The following is a 15,663-nucleotide window of genomic DNA, read 5'->3' on the forward strand; positions in this document are numbered from 1 at the left end:
CGCGCCCCTTCTGGGGCACGTTCATGCAGACGCCTGGAATGTAACACCTGGCCGCCCGCCCGGCCAGGTCTCACACGGCTTCAGCCCTTGATGAAGCGGCGGGTCATGTACCGGCGCACCGGCGGCAGGGACGCCAGCCGCCGGTGGAGCTTGAGATCGAGAACATCTGGGCCAGAGCGGCGCGGGCGGCGCCTTGAGGCGTTCGCCGCGGAGAAGTTCGCGCCCATGGCCCGCTCCGATCAGCGGGCCGAAGGGGGTCCTCGTAGATGCGCGGAAGACATTGCGTCCTGGCCCGGCCGGGCCGACCATTCCCATATGTCGCATCCGGCCTCCTCGCGGGCTCCTCGTAGGCGATCGGAGCCCTGCCGCCGGCTGGTGCGATGGGTGGGCGCGTCGGCGCTGGTCCTGAGCGTGATCGCCATCGGCGCGGCAGCGGCACGCCTGGAACCGCCGCCCGGCGCCGCCCCCGTCCAAGGGACCCCGTCGCCGTCGCCGTCTTCCTCGCAGGAGGCGCCGGAAGCCTCTGCCTCTCCGCTGCGCGTCACCGTCCGTCCGTCGAGTGTCCGCGTCGGCACGCATACGGTCCGGGTCACTGTCTTCTGCGACGGATCGGGCGGAGAGGGGGTCGCCGTCTCCGAGGCATTCTCCGACGACCTGCCCGCCGGGCAGCACCTGGATCGGTCCCTTCCGTCCGGAGCCCGCTACGCCGACGCGGTGCTCGATCCCGAGCTTCGCCCGGGCGTCTACCGGGTGCTGGCCCGATGTGACCCGATCATGCGAATGGGCGCAGCGGAACTGACCGTCCTCCCGGACGGCGCCTCCTCGCCTCCCACGTCCGCCGGCCGGGCCAGGACCGCGACCACGCGCATCACCCTTGCCCCGGCTGGACCGGACGCCTGGCGTACCCACCCTGACGCGACCGAGGACCAGTTTCCCCCGGACACCACCCTCTACCAGCTCCAGGTCACGCACGAGCTGCGCGTCCCCGCCGGCGATCCCGACGTCGCGCTGCTGCGGGAGGGGGCGGCGGCGGTCGATCCCACGGCCTTCGCCGCCTCCAGGCTGGGCGCGGTGAACGCCGACCATGCCGACCTCCCCACCTCCTTCGCCATGCCGTCCATCACCGTCGCCCCCGACGGGCGTCAAGCCGTCATCACCCTGACGGGCCGCGCCTACCGGCAGTCCTTCTCCGCCGAAGACTTCGTCGGCGTGCGATACACCCCGCCTGCGGCGGACGACCGGCCGCCTCTCGCGGACCACGAGATCCTCATCTCCGCGGCGGGATCGACGCTGGCCGGGGTCCACGGCCCTGTCATCGAGCAGGACCGCCGTTCGGTACGGCTGCACGGCGACCGCGAGATCAGAGCCGCCTTCGTCCCCGACGACGGCACCGCGTCGGTGTCGGAGTACGTGACCGGCGAAGCGATCATCGGACAACTGCTCGCGAGCACCGGCACCCAGCAGGAGGACGACGAAGAGAACGAGCCGGAGGACGTCACGGAGGACGGGGCCCACGATCCCGACAGCGGACCGCTCAACCGCATCTGGACCGTGGTTCAGTGGGTCTCCGGGCTCGCCGCGATCCTGCTGCTGCTCAACGCCGCCCTTCGGGCTTTGGGCCGGTCGTGGTGGCGTCGCCGCCGTAACCTGCTGCCGCCCGCGCTGCTGGCGGTCACCTGCCTGACGGTGCCGTCGCCGGCCTGGCTGGGGGGAGAAGAGGGCTGGTGGGCATGGGTCGCTCTCGCCCTGGTGACGATCGGCGTTCCGCTCCTGGCCCTGCGCTCCGCGATGCGGGCCGTGCCCGGCGGTGGGCCTCTGCTGGTCGTGGCCGGCTCGGTGTTGGCCACGCTCGCAGGGATGATCCTTTCCCTCTGGGCGATGCTGGTGGTGACCGGCCAGACGGGCGCGCTGTGGTGGCCCATGGTTGCGCCGGCCGCGGCCGCGGTGCTCTCGGCGGTGCCCCGGTGGCGGCGGGCAGTGCCCGCCGCCGGGCTGCTGTCCCTCGCCGCCGGGGTGATCCTCCTGGTCCGGGCGGCCCTGCTGGGGTTCGTCATCGACCCGGTCGTGGCGCTCGTCCTGCCCCTCCTGTCGTTGTCGGTGCTGGCTCTGGGGTGGGTCGCCGAGGCCGGCCGCGGCTGGTCGCCGCGGGTGGCGGTCGCCTGGGTGTGCGGGGTGTGGGTGGCGTTCGGGGGCCTCGCCTACGTGTTGCTGGCCGGGACGTTGTTCTCCGGGGGACGGGACGAGCCGGACTGGCCGCTGCTGCCGACCATGACCGCCTTCGTGGCGTTCGGCGCGCTCCTGCTGGCCCTGGCCGTGCTCGTCGTCCGGACGCGGCGCATCGGGCAGGGTCCGCAAGCGCTCGCCTCCTCGGTCGCCCTTCACACGGCGGTGCTCTTCGTTCTGCTGCTGCACGTGCAGGTCTGGACGACTCTGGAGTACTTCGGGGTGACGTTCGTCCTGGCTTGGGCGGGGATGGCGTGGTTACTGCCGCCACCGGCCGCGCAAAGTCCCTACCTGGGCGAACCGGTCACCGCCGAGGAGCACCGCCTGCTCGTGCGGGACCTGATCAGGCGACGCCACGCTCGCGCCGCCCTGACGGAGCTGCTGCGCCGGCGTCCACCGGACGACGTCCCGCCCGCCGAGATCGAGGAGCGCCGCACGGCCTTGGAGCGTGCCGGCGACGACAACCGCCGGTCCATCGACTCCGACCACGCCCTGACCACGCTCGCTGGACGCACCCCCTGGCAGAACGCGCTGGCCGGTCTGTCCGCCGGCCTGCTGCTCAGCCTGCCCTTCTCCACGGTGCGCATCCTCGCCTCGATCGACAGCGGACGGGCCCAGGACGACCAGGTGCTGCTGGCGGCCCTGTCGCTGCTGTCCCTGCCGGTGCTCTGCATGATCTTCGGGTACTTCTATCCGCGGGTGCGCGGCCTCACCCCGCTCACCAAGTCCATGACGCTCCTGGTCGCCGCGCTGCTGATCGAGCTGCCGGCCTACATGCAGACGCTGGTCGTCGCCGCCGCCACCCCCGACCTGGATCAGCAGGGACTGCCCACGCCGCGGGAGGCTTGGATCGGCGTCCTGGTGGCCATGGGCAACATCGCCGTGGTCAGCATCGGGCTGGGCCTGTGGTGGGAATGGCGGCTGATGTGGCTGGCCGCCGAGCCGTGGGGACGTCTCAGGGACGTCCGCCGTCTGCGCGCCCTGGCGGCCCCGCTGGCTGCCATTGTCATCGCCACCGCCACCGCCACGGCGACCGCGTTGGTGAACAACGTCATCGTCCCCCTGCCCGCTGGTCAGACCGTGCCTGCCGGCACGTCCTCATCACCGAAGCCCTAGCAGGTCGGCGTCGCTGCCCGGCCTTCGGCGCTGCGCCTGCGCGAGCGCCCGGACAGCCTGGACAGGCCAGGCAAGGGCGGGAGGGTGGTCGTCGGCGACGGGCTGACCGGGATCGAGGCCGCCACCGAGATCGCCGAAGCCCGGCCCGGCCTGTCGGTGACGCTGATCGCGCGCGGCAGGCTGGGCGCCCGGCTCTCCGCCGGAGCCGGCGGCCACCTGCGCCAGGCATGCGATCGGCTGGGCATCACCGTCCTGGAGCACACCAGCGCCGAAGCCGTCGAAGCGACGCGGGTGCTGTGCGCCGACGGCACCGCCCTCGCATCCGACGCGACCGTGTGGACGGCCGGGTTCGGAGTGAGCCCCATCGCCGCCGCCGGCCACTGCCGATGTCCTGCGCCTCGGCCGGCTACACCGCAAAGGCAGGCCATCGAGGCGATCGTGGGACGCCTGACCGGCCGCAAGATCGCGGCCACCAAGCTGATCCACAACTGCAATCTCATCAGCCTTGGGCGGCGGGACGGGATCCTGCAGACAATCGACGACGAAGGGCGGGCAAAGCCGAAACACCGGGGCGGCCGCAAGCCCGCACGGATCAAGGGGCATCCTCAGGATGGCGCTGTGGGCCACCTCGCACCTCACCTACGCCATGCCCAACCGCAAGCACCGCCTGGCCGCCGCCCCTGACGCGGCCCCGCGACAAGGCGCTCACACACCCGCCTGCCGTGGTCCGCTTGCACAACACCGCCACTGATCACTGGGACACCAGCCGGTTCGAGGCCGGCCGAAACGAACCGGCCGGCCTCACTGGCCTGCCTACCGGCTGCCGGGCTCCGCCGCCACCGAAGACACTGTGCAGGACGCGGGCGGCGGCCTGCTTGTCGGCCTCACCGATACGGGGTGCCCGTCGGCGCCGGCGGGCTCTGGTCGGGCGGCAGCAGCAGCCCGATGCCGTCGAGCATGCGGTGGAGCCCGAACTCGAAGATGTTCTCCGGTTCCGATGCCTCGAACGCCTCGTTCCCGAACTCCGCGACCATCGGCAGCCGCGCCGCCCCGATGCTGCGCGCGAACGCCTCCTTGCGGGCCTGCGCCCACTCCCGCCGCGTGTGCCTGCTGGTACGGGCGGCCTGCGCCTCGTGGGCGAGCGGCACGGCGGCGCTCTGCACGTACGTGCCGATCATGATGGCGACCTGGACGAGCGTGGCGAAGTCGAGCCCGTGCCCGTCGAGGGCGCGCATGCGCCAGTCGGTGTAGGCCATCAGCGCGGGCGCGACCGGCGGCCGGGTGGTGACCGCGACGAGGTGGGACATCCACGGATGCCGCCGGTAGAGCTCCCACTCCTGCCGGGCCGAGAGCTCCAGCCTGGCCCGCCAGCCGTCCGGCCCCGGCTCGGGCAGCGGGCGGGCGGCGAAGACGGCGTCGACCATGAGGTCGTTGAGCTCCTCCCGGCTCGGGACGTACCGGTAGAGGGACATCACCCCCACTCCCAGGTCGGTCGCGACGCGCCGCATCGACAGCGCGGCGACCCCCTCCCGATCGGCGAGCGCGACGGCGGCCCGGACCACCCGGCCCTGGTCGAGCGCCGCCTCGGCCGGACGCCCCGGCTGGGCCGCGGGCTCCTCGGGGGCGGGCGGCTCGGCGAGCCGCGCCCGGTAGGCCCTCGTGCGGCAGGCGCGCGAGCAGTAGCGCCGGGGCCGCCCCCGCTCCGCCGTCCGCAGCTCCCGCCCGCACACCTCGCACGCCACCGCGCCAGCCCTCTTTTCGTCACGGTCAAATTCCGTGACGAAATTATATCTCACCCCTATGACGTCGCGCTCATATGCAATTGATGTACGGTGTATTTATGACTCGTGCAGCGTACATAAATCCTGTGACGAAAATGGCTCTGGAACTCCACCATGTGACGAAACGCCACGGCGAGGGCGCCACCGCCGTCACCGCCCTCGACGACGTCTCGCTGGCGATCCCCATCGGCACCTTCGCCGCGGTGATGGGCCCTTCGGGCTCGGGCAAGAGCACCCTGCTCCACTGCGCGGCCGGTCTGGACCGGCCCGACTCCGGCTCGGTCGTCCTCGACGGCCGCCGCCTGGACGGCCTGGACGAGGCCGCGCTGACCCGGTTGCGCCGCGAGCGGATGGGCTTCGTCTTCCAGTCCTTCAATTTGGTGCCCACCCTGACGGTCGCGCAGAACGTGACCCTGCCCCTGGAGTTCGCCGGCCGCCGCGTCGACGCGCGCCGGGTGCGGGCCCTGCTCACCCGGCTCGGCCTGGGCGAGCGCACCGGGCACCGGCCCGGCGAGCTGTCCGGCGGCCAGCAGCAGCGGGTGGCCATCGCCCGCGCGATGCTCGGCGAGCCCGCCGTCGTGTTCGCCGACGAGCCGACCGGCGCCCTCGACACGCAGGCCGCCCGCGAGGTGCTGGCCATCCTGCGCCAGGCCGCCGCCCAGGACGGACGGACGATCGTCATGGTGACCCACGACCCCGTGGCCGCCTCCTACGCCGACGTCGTGGTGTTCTTCGCCGACGGCCACGTCGTGGACCACCTGCCGCGCCCCGACGCCGCCACGGTCGCGGCCCGCATGGCCCGCCTGTCCGCGCCCGCCCACGCCGGGGGTGCGCGATGAGGTGGCGGCTGGCCCTCGGCACGATCGGCGCCCACCGGGCGTCCTACCTGGCCTCGGCCGCCGTCATGGCGGCCGGGACCGCGCTGCTCACGGCGTTCGCGACCCTGCTGGAGACCGGCCTGGCCACCGGCCGCGACCCCGGGTTCCTCGTCATGCTGCCGGCCATCCTGGGGGGCTGGACGCTGGCCGTCGTGGCCTTCGGCGTGGTGTCCACCGTGTCGCTGACCATCGGCCACCGCGAGCGGGAGCTGGCCCTGCTGCGTTCCATCGCGGCCACCCCGCGCCAGATCCGGCAGAACGTCGTGCTGGAGACGCTGGTCGTGGCCGTCCCCGCGATCGCCGCCGGGCTGCTGCCGGGCGCCGGGCTCGGCGCGGTCGTGCTCGCCCGCCTGGCGGACGCCGGGCTCGTCGGGGCGGGCGTCGAGCTGGTCGCGGGGTGGGCGAGCGCCGCGCTCGGGGCGGGCACGTCCCTGGTCGCCGCGCTGGCCGCCGCGCTGATCTCCAGCAGGCGCGCCGCGTCGGTCCCGCCGGTGCGGGCGCTGGCCGCCGCCGGGCCCGCCCGCGCGCTCGGCCGGGGCCGCCTGGTGTCCGGAGGGCTGCTGCTGGCGCTGGGGCTGAGCCTGTCGGTGACGACCCTGTTCATGGCGGACGGCCCGCTGCTGTCCAGCACGGCGGGCCCGGCGGGCGTCGCCGTCGCGGTCGGCCTGGCCCTGCTCAGCCCGGTCGCCGTCCGGCCGGTGGGACGGCTGGCCGGGGCCGGGCTCGGGGCGTCCGGGCGGCTGGCCGTCCGCAACCTGCACGCCCGCGCCCCGCAGACCGGCAGCGTCGCCGGGCCGCTGATCCTCATGGTCGGCATCGCCGGCGGCACGCTCTACATGCAGAGCACCGAGGACAGCCTCCATCGGGGCGCCGCCGACGTCAGCGCCCGGCTCGCCCCGGTGAACTACCTGGTCGTTGCCATGATCATCACGTTCACGGCGATCGTCGTGGTCAACACGCTGATCGCCGCGACCCGCCGCAGGGGCCGCGAGTTCGGGCTGCTGCGCCTGTCGGCCGCCACTCGTGCCCAGGTCATGGCAACTGTCGTGGCCGAGGGCGTGCTGACCGCGGTCCTGGCCCTTGTGCTCGGCACGGTCGCCGCCGCCGCGACCACCGTGCCCTACAGCCTGGTCAAGACCGGGTCCCCGATGGCCGCCGGGCCCGGCTGGGTCTACGCGGCCATCGCCGGGGGCGCGCTGTTGCTCGTCCTGGCGGCCACGGTGCCCACCGCCGCGGGAGCGCTGCGGGTCAGGCCGGTCGAGGCGCTGTCCGCCCCCTGACCGCTGACCTGCGGCTGAGTCATTCCAAGCTCATGCTCTCAGCGCCTCACCGGAGTGGCGGGGCCTGCGGTGTCGGCGGGAGCCGAAGGGGTGAAGGTCCGGAGCCCGCGACTGGCGGGATCGGCCAGGCCGCGCAGGGCGATCAACCCGGCTCCGAGCAGTACGAAGCACACGGCCAGCGCCAAGGCCATGAGTGCCACGCCGTCGTACCCGAACGTGTCCACATCCAGAAAGGGATAGGGATACCGCTTCCACGCGCCGGGGGGCAGCAGGGCGCCTCTGACCAGGGCGAAGGCCAGATACGCCATCGGGTAGACCAGCCATCGGAGAGCGGCTGCCCATCTTGGCCGAGGAGCGTTCCGGTCGAGGAACAGCCAGTCGATCACCGCCATGACGGGCGTCACATAGTGGAGGAGGAAGTTGCCCAGACCGTAGCCGTGCAGGGAGAGGTGTTCGAAGGGGCTCGCTCCACGCATGCGTAGAAAGTGCCAGACCAGCCCAGTGATCACGATGTAGAGCGTCACGGCCCCCTTGAGCTCGGCAGAGGGGCGCCGCCTGCCGAGCACTTTCCAGGAGTAGAACCCCATCAGCAGCAGATTGCTCTGCACGGTGAAGAGCACGAGCGGGTTCAGCGGGCTGCCCAGGCCCATCCAGGTATAGATCAGGCCCACCATGGCAGCCGCTATCAGCATCAAGCGGGACGCCGTCACCCACATCACAGGGATCATGGTCACACGAAGCGCATCGTACCGACCCGCGATCCGCCGATCGCTGGAACGTCGCAAGCCGGGGCCGGGCCCTGGCCGCGGCGGCCTCCTCCGAGCCCACCCGCGCTTGCTAGCCATAATATGACTAGTTAGAGTATGACTATGGCGCAACGTTCCGTCCTTGGACTCATCGTGCTGGGGCTGCTCACCGAGGAGCCCATGCACGTCTACCGCATGCAGAAGCTCATCGAGCGGTACGGCAAGGACCGCGTGGTGAACGTCAGGCGCCGGGCGAGCCTCTACCAGGCCATCGACCGGCTGACCCGTCTGGGCCTGGTGGAGGTCCTGCAGCGGGAGAGCACCGACAGCCATCCGGACCGCACCGTCTACGCCATCACCGACCTGGGCCGCGAAACCGCCGAACGCTGGCTGCGCGAGATGCTGCGCACCACGGGCGGCGAGTTCCCCGAGTTCGTCGCGGCCGTTTCGATACTGGTCGGGCTCCCGCCGGAAGCGGCGTGCGAGGAGCTGGAGACACGCGCCCACGCGCTGGCCGCGTCGCTGGCGGAGGTGGAGTCGACGCTGAAGTCCTCCGGCGAGGTGCCGCGGCTGTTCCTGCTGGAGGAGGAGTACCGCCGCGCGGTGCTCGCCGCCGAGCTGGAGTGGGTCCGCGGCGTGGTCGAGGACCTGCGGCAGGGACGGCTGACCTGGGACGAACCATGGCGGCGCGCGATCGCGTCCGCCCTCGAACCACCGGAGGAACAGGCATGAGCAAGGAGCTGTACCACGAAGTGACGGGCTCGGGCCCGTTACTGCTGCTGATCGCCGGCGGCACCGACGACGCCAGGGACTTCACCGGGATGACGCCGCTGCTGTCCGACAGCTACACGGTGGTCTCCTACGACTGCCGCGGCATCTCCCGCAGCCGGTCCGACGGCCCGGCTGCGGACGTGACGATGGAGACGCAGGTGGCGGACGCCCGCTGGGTCCTGGAAGCCGCCGGCGGCGGACCGGCGCACGTCTTCGGCAACAGCAGCGGCGGCCTGATCGCCCTCGCCCTCGCCGCCCGCCATCCCGGCCTGGTGCGTACGGTGGTCACCCACGAGCCGCCCGCCGTCTCCCTCCTCCCCGCCGACGATCCCCGCAGGAAGCTGGGCCTTGAGGTGGACGCGGCGTACCGGAGCGGCGGGGTGGAGGCGGCGATGGCGATCTTCGCGGCCGGCGCCGGTTTCGACACGTGGGACCCGGACCCGCCTGGCGGAATCGCGGAGTCCCCGGAGGCGATGGCGCAGATGCAGGCCAAGCTCGCCCGGATGCAGAGCAACCTGGAGTTCTTCTTCGGGCATGCGGCACTGCCGTACATGTCGTACGAGCCCGTCGTGGCTTCCTCGATCCATGTCGTGGTGGCAGTCGGTGAGCAGTCGCGCGGGCAACTGCCCCACGACACGGCACTGGCGCTGGCCGAACGGCTGGGCGTCAAACCGATCATGGTCCCGGGCGGCCATTCAGGCTTCGTCACCCACCCGACCGCATTCGCCCACAGCCTCCGCCACATCCTTGCCTAGCCCGGCCTGCTGCAAACCCATCTCATCCTCGCGGGGCCCTGCCCTGTGGGTCCGCAGAACTGCGATGGTCTCGACCGGGTGGCCCGGCCCGTCCCTCGTCCAGGTCGAGTTGAGCCCCACCCGGTAGGCGGCCACCGCGGGTGAGACGCTCTCGGCCCGATCCGCAGCGTGAGAGTGTGAGCGCGCTCGACTGCTCTTCAGACGCTCTGGCATCCCTGGAGCCGCTTGGGCAGGCGCGTCCGCCTCCGTGCCCCGCACGCCCGGGCGAAGGTGGTGCGCCAGCGACAGGAACCGGCCTCGGCCGTGGACGCCTGCCCGCGGTGAGGTGCGGACGGAGCCGCAGCAGCCGCCCCGCTCAGGGGCGAAGCGGTGCGGTCGATGGGGATGCGGTGTTGAGGACGGTGGCCAGGTCGGTCGATGGGGAGGCGGCGAGGAGGCCGGTGGCCAGGTCGGTGCGGGTGTGGGTGGCCGTACGGCCCGCGCGTCTGGTCGTGACCAGGCCCGCGGCTCGGAGGGCGGTGAGGTGCTGGGAGACGGCGCCGGGCGTGACGGCGAGGCGGGAGGCCAGGTCGCCCGTGGACAACGGCTCCGACAGGGCTTCGAGGAGAGCGGCCCGGGTACGGCCGAGCACGGCGGTGAGGCCCTCGGGCGCGGACCGGGTGTCGTCCCAGAGCCGGCCCGCGCCGCCCGCGGGATAGACGAGCCAGCCCGCCTCCAGAGGTGAACGGTCGACGAGCACGTCCGGCCAGGTGAAGACGCTCGGGGTCAGCACCAGGCCGCGTCCCTCGAGCTCAACGGTGTCGTCGCCCGCGCACCGCGACACCACGAGCTCGCCGCCGCTCCAGGCGACCTGTGTGTGCAGGTGGGTGAGCATTCCTTCGACGCCGCCCTCCGCGAGCCGTCGCGCCTGCCGGTCGACGTCGGCGTCGAGGATGGCGCCCAGCCGGTCCATGAGCGGGGCGATCAGCGCGGCATGGCAGCGCTCCAGTTCCTCTGCCACCCGCTCGAGCAGCTCACCGGCGGGCCTCGCCCGTATGCCCGCCTTGGCCAGCTCCGACGCCACGAACGCGGGCGGCATCGCGCGCAGCCGGGCGAGCTCCGCGCCGATCCCGGCCGACGGACCCGGCGGCACGTTCATGAGGAAGGACGGCACGGGCCCCGCCACCAGTTCCGCGAGCTCCTGATCCGGCGCGAAGGCCGTCCGCCGCCGCCAGCGGGCGTGCACGGGATGGGCGGCGGGCCGTACCAGCGCTCTGACCGCGAGCACGGTCTCGGTCAGCGGCGAGACCGCGAAGCGCACCTTGGCCGCCTCGGTCCCCGACAGCCTGATGCGCAATGGCACGCTTTAGCCCCTTCTAAACGGTTCTGTCGAGTACCCGCATCTTCGCAGACTGGTGGCCATGCAGACCTTCGTCTCCTACGACGGCACGACCCTCGCCTACCGGGCGGTCGGGTCGGGCCCGCCTCTGATCGTGCTGTCCGGCGGCCCCGGACGCGCCTCGTCCTACCTCGGCACCCTCGGCGGGCTGGAGCGGCACCGCACGCTCGTCCTGCTCGACACCCGCGGCACGGGTGCGTCGGAACTGCCCGCCGACCTGTCGACTGTCCGGGTGGACCGGCTCGTGGACGACGTCGAGGCCCTGCGGATCCACCTCGGCCTCGACGCGATCGACCTGCTCGGCCACTCGGCGGGCGGGGGCTGGGCGCTGCTGTACGCCGCCGCCCACCCCGGCCGTCTGTCGCACCTCGTGCTGGTCGCGCCGTCCCTGGTCGCCGTCGGCCTGCCCTCCGACGTCGGCACGGAGGAGGTGCTCTCCTCCCGTTCCAAGGAGCCGTGGTACGGCACGGCGCTGCCTGCCTACCAGGGGATGGTCGCCGCCAGGTCCTTCGCGGAGGCGGCGCGCTTCCGGACGGCGTTCGAGCCGCTCATGTACGGCCGCTGGGACGCGGCGGCTCAGGCGCATGCCGCCGCCGACCCGGCCGAACGCTCATTGCCGGTCAGCGAGCACTACTACGCCGGCTACACACCCGACCTCGGCGTCCTTCCCGCGCTGCGCGCGTTGCCCGTGCCCGTGCTGTTTCTCGGCGGGGCCGTCGACCTGTGGCCGACCGCCGCGAGCCTCGCCCAGGCCGCGCCGCTCTTCCGCGACGCGACCCTTCACGTGCAGCCGAACGCAGGACACTACCCGTGGCTCGACAACCCCTCCCACTTCAGCAGCACGGTCGCCGCCTTCCTCACCGCCTGAGGGGAGCTGCCGGGGGCTGGGGTGAGCGCCGGTCCGTCAGGTCGCCGACCGGCTCCTGCGGGCTTCCCGTTCCCTGTGGTCGATCGAGAAGGTGTCCCTTCGGTACCGACCGCGCGCCGGCGGTGCAGTCGCGCTCCAGCCGGTCCAGGTCGAGCCGGTCCGGCGCTCACCGTCGACGCGTGAGTGGAGCTGGGCCGGCGGTCGAGCTCTCCGACGCTGTATCGATCACTTCGTCCAGGACGTCGCGGGAGCGGATCAGGGCGGTGATCATGTGGTCGATGCGGTCGCGTTGCGCGGTGAGCTCGCGGAGCAGCTTCGGGGTCGCGATCTCGTTCGGGCGGCCGTCGGCATCTCTCATGCAGGGCAGCAGTTGTGCGATCTTCTTGCTGTTCAGGCCCGCGGCGTAAAGCGTCTGGATGCGTACGACGCGATCGACCGCCCACTCGCCGTAGTCCCGGTGTCCACCAGGGGTGCGCTCGGCGCGGAGCAGCCCTTGCGCCTCGTAGTAGCGCAGGGAACGCTCGCTCACCCCGCTGCGCCGAGCCAGCTCGCCGATCCGCATTCCGCACCTCGCCCGAGGACGACTTGAATCTGACACTGATGTCAACTTCTACCATGCCCGTACGACGAACACATACCTACTTGGAGGCGTCGATGAGTGACCTGACCGGCAAAGTGGCGCTGGTGACCGGCGGCAGCCGCGGGATCGGCGCGGCGACAGCAAGACGGCTGGCCGACGCGGGGGCGGCGATCGCGCTGACCTACATCCAGGCAGCAGACCAAGCGCGCGAGGTCGCCCGGCAGATTGAGGCCGATGGTGGCAGGGCGGCGGTGGTCCAGGCCGACCTCGCCCAGCCGAACGCCGCGGCCGAGGCGGTGGAGCAGACGGTACGACAGCTGGGCCGCATCGACATCTTGGTGAACAACGCAGGTTTCCTCGCCTACGGCCCGCTGGCCGAGGTGTCCGCTGCGGACCTGGACCGGGTGCTCGCCGTGGACGTCCGGTCGGTGTTCCTGGCCGCCCAGGCCGCCGCCCGGCATATGGGCGAGGGCGGGCGGATCATCAGCATCGGCTCGTGCTTCAACGGCCGCGTTCCCGGTTCGAACTTCGTCCTGCAGGCGATGGCCAAATCCGCGCTCACCGGGCTGACCAAGGCACTTGCCCGGGAACTGGGGCCGCGCGGGATCACCGCCACCATCGTGGACCCTGGCCCGATCGACACCGACATGAACCCGGCCGACGGCGAGACTGCCGATTTCCAGCGCTCACTCACCGCCCTGGGCCGGTACGGCGAGGTCGCGGACATCGCCGCCGCGGTGGCCTACCTGGCGGGTCCCGGCGGCCGTTACGTCACCGGCACCACCCTGGCCGTGGACGGCGGGTACACCATCTGACGGCGGGTCGCCCTGCTCCGCCCGAACGCCTTCCAGCGCTGCATCATCCCAAGCCCGCCGTTGAGCCTGTTGCACAGCTCCGAGCACGCGTCCGGTTCACCGACGAAACCTGTGGAGTCCTACGTCATGACCTCTCACCTGATCTTCCGCCCCATCACCGGACCAGAGGAGATCGACCTCTTCAACACACTGCCCGGCCCCTACAACGACAGCCTTGCGGACGATCTCCGGAACGGACACTCCAAGGCCGACTGGATGTGGATGGCCCTGCGCGACGGCCGGCCGGTGGCGCGGGTCGGCTGGTGGTCTCGCAGCGGCACTGGACCGGAAGTCATGGAAACCCTCGACATCGAAGACGCTTGCGACGACCCGATTCGGATCGACATCGGCGAGCAGCTCCTGCGCACCGCCCTGGCCGAGCTCTTCTCGGGGGGCGCCCGTCCACCTGAGTACGTTCTCCAGCCCGTCCCGGCGGACTGGAGGGACGATCCCAGGACCGGCAGCCGGATCAGGGACCGGATGGAGGTGGTGCGGCGCACCGGCGGCAAGGTGTTCGTCGAGAGGCTCCGCTACCGATGGACCTCCGATACGCCGTTGCCCGCACCCCGAGGCCGACTCACCTTCCGTCCGATCAGGAACGAGGAGGAAGCGATCGTCCTCTTGAGCAGCATCCTTCCAGGCACGCTCGACGCCTACAGCCGGGCCGACATCGCACGCTCCTCCATCCAGGACTACGCCCGTGTGCAGTACCACGACGAACTGCTGAGCTATCCCAGCCCACGCGAATGGTGGCGGGTCGGCATCCACCGAAGCGGCGAACCGGTAGGGATGGTCGTCCCGGCGCGAAGCCCGAACGGCTTCGTGATCGCCTACCTTGGGGTTGCCGAAGGCCATCGTGGTCAGGGCTTCGTCAACGACCTGCTCGATGAGGGAACTCGCCTGCTGGCCGCCCAGGGCGCCGAACGCATCACCGCGGACACCGACCTGGGGAACGATCCGATGGCCCGGGCCTTCGAGCGTGCCGGATACGACAACTTCGCCCGGCGCATCGACATGTGCTGGGACTGAAACGGCCATCCCTCCCGCGAGGATCATCTCTCGGGGGCTGGACGGGCACCGATCGAGCCGCGTGCGTGAAGGCGAGCCGTCACGTGAGGCGTCCCGGCGTTCCTGGCGCCGGCTCCTGTCGGGTGCCCGGGGCGGAAGTGTGCACGATGCGGTTTGAGCCCGCTTGGACAGATGAAAGGTTGAAATGTCGGTAACGATCCCAGGCTTCGACGAACACCTGATCAGGGTGGACGGCCTTGACCTTCATGTTGCTTCCGGAGGAGCGGGACCTCCGCTGCTGTTGCTTCACGGCTTCCCGCAGACGCATTTGACCTGGCGAGATGTCGCTCCGACGCTGGCAGACCGCTTCCGCGTCATATGTCCCGACCTGCCCGGCTACGGAGCCAGCGCCAAGCCACAAGGCGGCCACGAGCACTATGCCAAGCGTGTGACCGCGGCGACCGTGGTGGCGCTGATGCGGCAGCTCGGCCACGAGCGTTTCAGCCTGGTCGGCCATGACCGTGGAGCGCTGGTCGCATTCCGGGCAGCGTTGGATCACCCCGACGCCGTCGCTCACCTCGGCGTGATCGACGTCATACCCACCGTGGACATGTGGGAGTCACTGGCAGGTGTGGGCGGGGTCTTCGGCTTCCATCTGTATTTCCTCGCGCAGCTCAACGACCTGCCGGAGCGGATGATCGGCGCCGACCCCGACGCGTTCTTCGGCCACTTCCTCGATTCCTGGGCCGCGGCCGGCACGTTCGACGCCGAGGTCCGTGAGGCATACCTGGCCGCGACGCGTGATCCGGAAACGATCCACGCCATCTGCCAGGACTACCGTGCCAGTGCCTTCGTCGACGCTGCCCACGATCTCGAGGATCGGCGGGCCGCTCGGCGTATCGAGGCTCCCACCTTGGCAATCTGGCAGGACCCGGGCGACATGGTGCTGCCGTTCGACCCCTCGGCGATATGGCGCGGCTGGGCGCCGGATGTCCGCACCTTGATGCTGCCGGGTGGGCACTTCCTCCCGGAGACCCAACCCGACGCTGTAGCCGAGGCGATCAGCGCCCTGCTCAGGCGGACGTGAAGTGCATGGGACGCGGCCCGGTCATCGACGAAAAGGACGTCCCTGCTCGAACCCCGCAGTCGCGCTGACCAGAGCCGCAGGACGCTTGCACCTGCATGGAGAAGCACGCCATGCAGGTGCCGCGTCAGTTCTGGCTCAGCGGGAGACCGGACGTGGTGGCCTCGCCGTCGTGCACCTTCGGGTCGTTCGGCGCCGTTGGCCTGCGCTCGCTTGACCGTCTCGTAGGTCAGTCGACCGCCGGTTTCCAGGACCTCAAGCCCGGTGCCGCCGCGTTGAACCACCAGCCGGCCCGCCTCGCCCGGTCAACTGTCCTCCCGCAGAGCCAAGGCGGCTGATCG

Annotated in this window: 15 protein-coding genes; 11 read left to right on the plus strand and 4 right to left on the minus strand. The window is 71.5% G+C overall.

From position 1 onward, the window contains the following. The first annotated feature begins 384 nt into the window (after positions 1 to 384). On the plus strand, positions 385 to 3,339 hold the full coding sequence (locus ACFYYW_RS01260; RefSeq protein WP_387643585.1) for a hypothetical protein: 2,955 nt from the start codon (positions 385 to 387) through the stop codon (positions 3,337 to 3,339). An 84-nt stretch (positions 3,340 to 3,423) separates the two neighbouring features. After that, positions 3,424 to 4,023 carry an FAD-dependent oxidoreductase gene (locus ACFYYW_RS01265; RefSeq protein WP_387643587.1) on the plus strand — a complete coding sequence of 200 codons (600 nt, stop codon included), beginning with the start codon at positions 3,424 to 3,426 and terminating at the stop codon, positions 4,021 to 4,023. Positions 4,024 to 4,223: 200 nt separating this feature from the next. Here the strand turns inward: ACFYYW_RS01265 and ACFYYW_RS01270 are convergent, their stop codons facing one another. Then, on the minus strand, positions 4,224 to 5,081 hold the full coding sequence (locus tag ACFYYW_RS01270; RefSeq protein WP_387643589.1) for a TetR/AcrR family transcriptional regulator: 858 nt from the start codon (positions 5,079 to 5,081) through the stop codon (positions 4,224 to 4,226). 134 nt (positions 5,082 to 5,215) lie between these two features. Between ACFYYW_RS01270 and ACFYYW_RS01275 the strand changes: the two genes are divergently transcribed. Continuing rightward, positions 5,216 to 5,959, plus strand: coding sequence for an ABC transporter ATP-binding protein (locus ACFYYW_RS01275; RefSeq protein WP_352325846.1), 744 nt, complete (start codon positions 5,216 to 5,218; stop codon positions 5,957 to 5,959). Then, positions 5,956 to 7,278, plus strand: coding sequence for an FtsX-like permease family protein (locus ACFYYW_RS01280; RefSeq protein WP_387643593.1), 1,323 nt, complete (start codon positions 5,956 to 5,958; stop codon positions 7,276 to 7,278). Before ACFYYW_RS01275 ends, ACFYYW_RS01280 begins: the two co-directional genes overlap by 4 nt. A 38-nt stretch (positions 7,279 to 7,316) precedes the next feature. On the opposite strand, the gene ACFYYW_RS01285 is transcribed toward ACFYYW_RS01280, so the two are convergent. Next, positions 7,317 to 8,006: a Pr6Pr family membrane protein gene (locus ACFYYW_RS01285; protein ID WP_387645475.1), complete on the minus strand. Its 690-nt coding sequence runs from the start codon at positions 8,004 to 8,006 to the stop codon at positions 7,317 to 7,319. A gap of 141 nt (positions 8,007 to 8,147) precedes the next feature. Here ACFYYW_RS01285 and ACFYYW_RS01290 point away from each other — a divergent pair, with 141 nt between their 5' ends. Then, the gene (locus ACFYYW_RS01290; RefSeq protein WP_387643596.1) at positions 8,148 to 8,756 is read left to right on the plus strand and encodes a PadR family transcriptional regulator; all 609 of its coding nucleotides are present in this window, start codon (positions 8,148 to 8,150) and stop codon (positions 8,754 to 8,756) included. Beyond that, the gene (locus tag ACFYYW_RS01295; RefSeq protein WP_387643598.1) at positions 8,753 to 9,550 is read left to right on the plus strand and encodes an alpha/beta fold hydrolase; all 798 of its coding nucleotides are present in this window, start codon (positions 8,753 to 8,755) and stop codon (positions 9,548 to 9,550) included. Before ACFYYW_RS01290 ends, ACFYYW_RS01295 begins: the two co-directional genes overlap by 4 nt. A 355-nt stretch (positions 9,551 to 9,905) precedes the next feature. Here ACFYYW_RS01295 and ACFYYW_RS01300 read toward each other — a convergent pair whose 3' ends face one another. Further along, positions 9,906 to 10,892 (minus strand): DUF5937 family protein, encoded by a 987-nt coding sequence (locus tag ACFYYW_RS01300; protein WP_387643601.1) that lies wholly within the window; start codon positions 10,890 to 10,892, stop codon positions 9,906 to 9,908. A 58-nt stretch (positions 10,893 to 10,950) separates the two neighbouring features. Here ACFYYW_RS01300 and ACFYYW_RS01305 point away from each other — a divergent pair, with 58 nt between their 5' ends. Continuing rightward, complete coding sequence (locus ACFYYW_RS01305) at positions 10,951 to 11,796, plus strand: alpha/beta fold hydrolase (RefSeq protein ID WP_387643604.1); 846 nt, start codon at positions 10,951 to 10,953, stop codon at positions 11,794 to 11,796. Between the two features lie 166 nt (positions 11,797 to 11,962). Here the strand turns inward: ACFYYW_RS01305 and ACFYYW_RS01310 are convergent, their stop codons facing one another. Then, positions 11,963 to 12,358, minus strand: a complete 396-nt coding sequence (locus ACFYYW_RS01310; protein ID WP_387643607.1) for a MerR family transcriptional regulator — start codon at positions 12,356 to 12,358, stop codon at positions 11,963 to 11,965. 92 nt (positions 12,359 to 12,450) lie between these two features. Between ACFYYW_RS01310 and ACFYYW_RS01315 the strand changes: the two genes are divergently transcribed. The 4 genes from ACFYYW_RS01315 (at position 12,451) to ACFYYW_RS01330 (ending at position 15,660) form a co-directional block, all read left to right on the plus strand. Continuing rightward, positions 12,451 to 13,191: an SDR family NAD(P)-dependent oxidoreductase gene (locus ACFYYW_RS01315; RefSeq protein WP_387643609.1), complete on the plus strand. Its 741-nt coding sequence runs from the start codon at positions 12,451 to 12,453 to the stop codon at positions 13,189 to 13,191. A 126-nt stretch (positions 13,192 to 13,317) separates the two neighbouring features. Beyond that, complete coding sequence (locus ACFYYW_RS01320; protein WP_387643613.1) at positions 13,318 to 14,259, plus strand: GNAT family N-acetyltransferase; 942 nt, start codon at positions 13,318 to 13,320, stop codon at positions 14,257 to 14,259. Between the two features lie 184 nt (positions 14,260 to 14,443). Continuing rightward, positions 14,444 to 15,325 (plus strand): alpha/beta fold hydrolase, encoded by an 882-nt coding sequence (locus tag ACFYYW_RS01325; protein WP_387643616.1) that lies wholly within the window; start codon positions 14,444 to 14,446, stop codon positions 15,323 to 15,325. Positions 15,326 to 15,420: 95 nt separating this feature from the next. Further along, positions 15,421 to 15,660 (plus strand): hypothetical protein, encoded by a 240-nt coding sequence (locus tag ACFYYW_RS01330; RefSeq protein WP_387643619.1) that lies wholly within the window; start codon positions 15,421 to 15,423, stop codon positions 15,658 to 15,660. Positions 15,661 to 15,663 lie beyond the last annotated feature (3 nt).

The organism is Nonomuraea sp. NPDC001831, assembly GCF_042892035.1.
Lineage (GTDB): Bacteria > Actinomycetota > Actinomycetes > Streptosporangiales > Streptosporangiaceae > Nonomuraea.

What these genes read in the sequence shown, in the direction of transcription:
- ACFYYW_RS01275 (WP_352325846.1), top strand. Translation starts at nt 5,216, where the DNA reads ATGGCTCTGGAACTCCACCATGTGACGAAACGCCACGGCGAGGGCGCC.
- ACFYYW_RS01280 (WP_387643593.1), top strand. Translation starts at nt 5,956, where the DNA reads ATGAGGTGGCGGCTGGCCCTCGGCACGATCGGCGCCCACCGGGCGTCC.
- ACFYYW_RS01285 (WP_387645475.1), bottom strand. Translation starts at nt 8,006, where the DNA reads ATGATCCCTGTGATGTGGGTGACGGCGTCCCGCTTGATGCTGATAGCG.
- ACFYYW_RS01290 (WP_387643596.1), top strand. Translation starts at nt 8,148, where the DNA reads ATGGCGCAACGTTCCGTCCTTGGACTCATCGTGCTGGGGCTGCTCACC.
- ACFYYW_RS01295 (WP_387643598.1), top strand. Translation starts at nt 8,753, where the DNA reads ATGAGCAAGGAGCTGTACCACGAAGTGACGGGCTCGGGCCCGTTACTG.
- ACFYYW_RS01305 (WP_387643604.1), top strand. Translation starts at nt 10,951, where the DNA reads ATGCAGACCTTCGTCTCCTACGACGGCACGACCCTCGCCTACCGGGCG.
- ACFYYW_RS01310 (WP_387643607.1), bottom strand. Translation starts at nt 12,358, where the DNA reads ATGCGGATCGGCGAGCTGGCTCGGCGCAGCGGGGTGAGCGAGCGTTCC.
- ACFYYW_RS01315 (WP_387643609.1), top strand. Translation starts at nt 12,451, where the DNA reads ATGAGTGACCTGACCGGCAAAGTGGCGCTGGTGACCGGCGGCAGCCGC.
- ACFYYW_RS01320 (WP_387643613.1), top strand. Translation starts at nt 13,318, where the DNA reads ATGACCTCTCACCTGATCTTCCGCCCCATCACCGGACCAGAGGAGATC.
- ACFYYW_RS01325 (WP_387643616.1), top strand. Translation starts at nt 14,444, where the DNA reads ATGTCGGTAACGATCCCAGGCTTCGACGAACACCTGATCAGGGTGGAC.
- ACFYYW_RS01330 (WP_387643619.1), top strand. Translation starts at nt 15,421, where the DNA reads ATGGAGAAGCACGCCATGCAGGTGCCGCGTCAGTTCTGGCTCAGCGGG.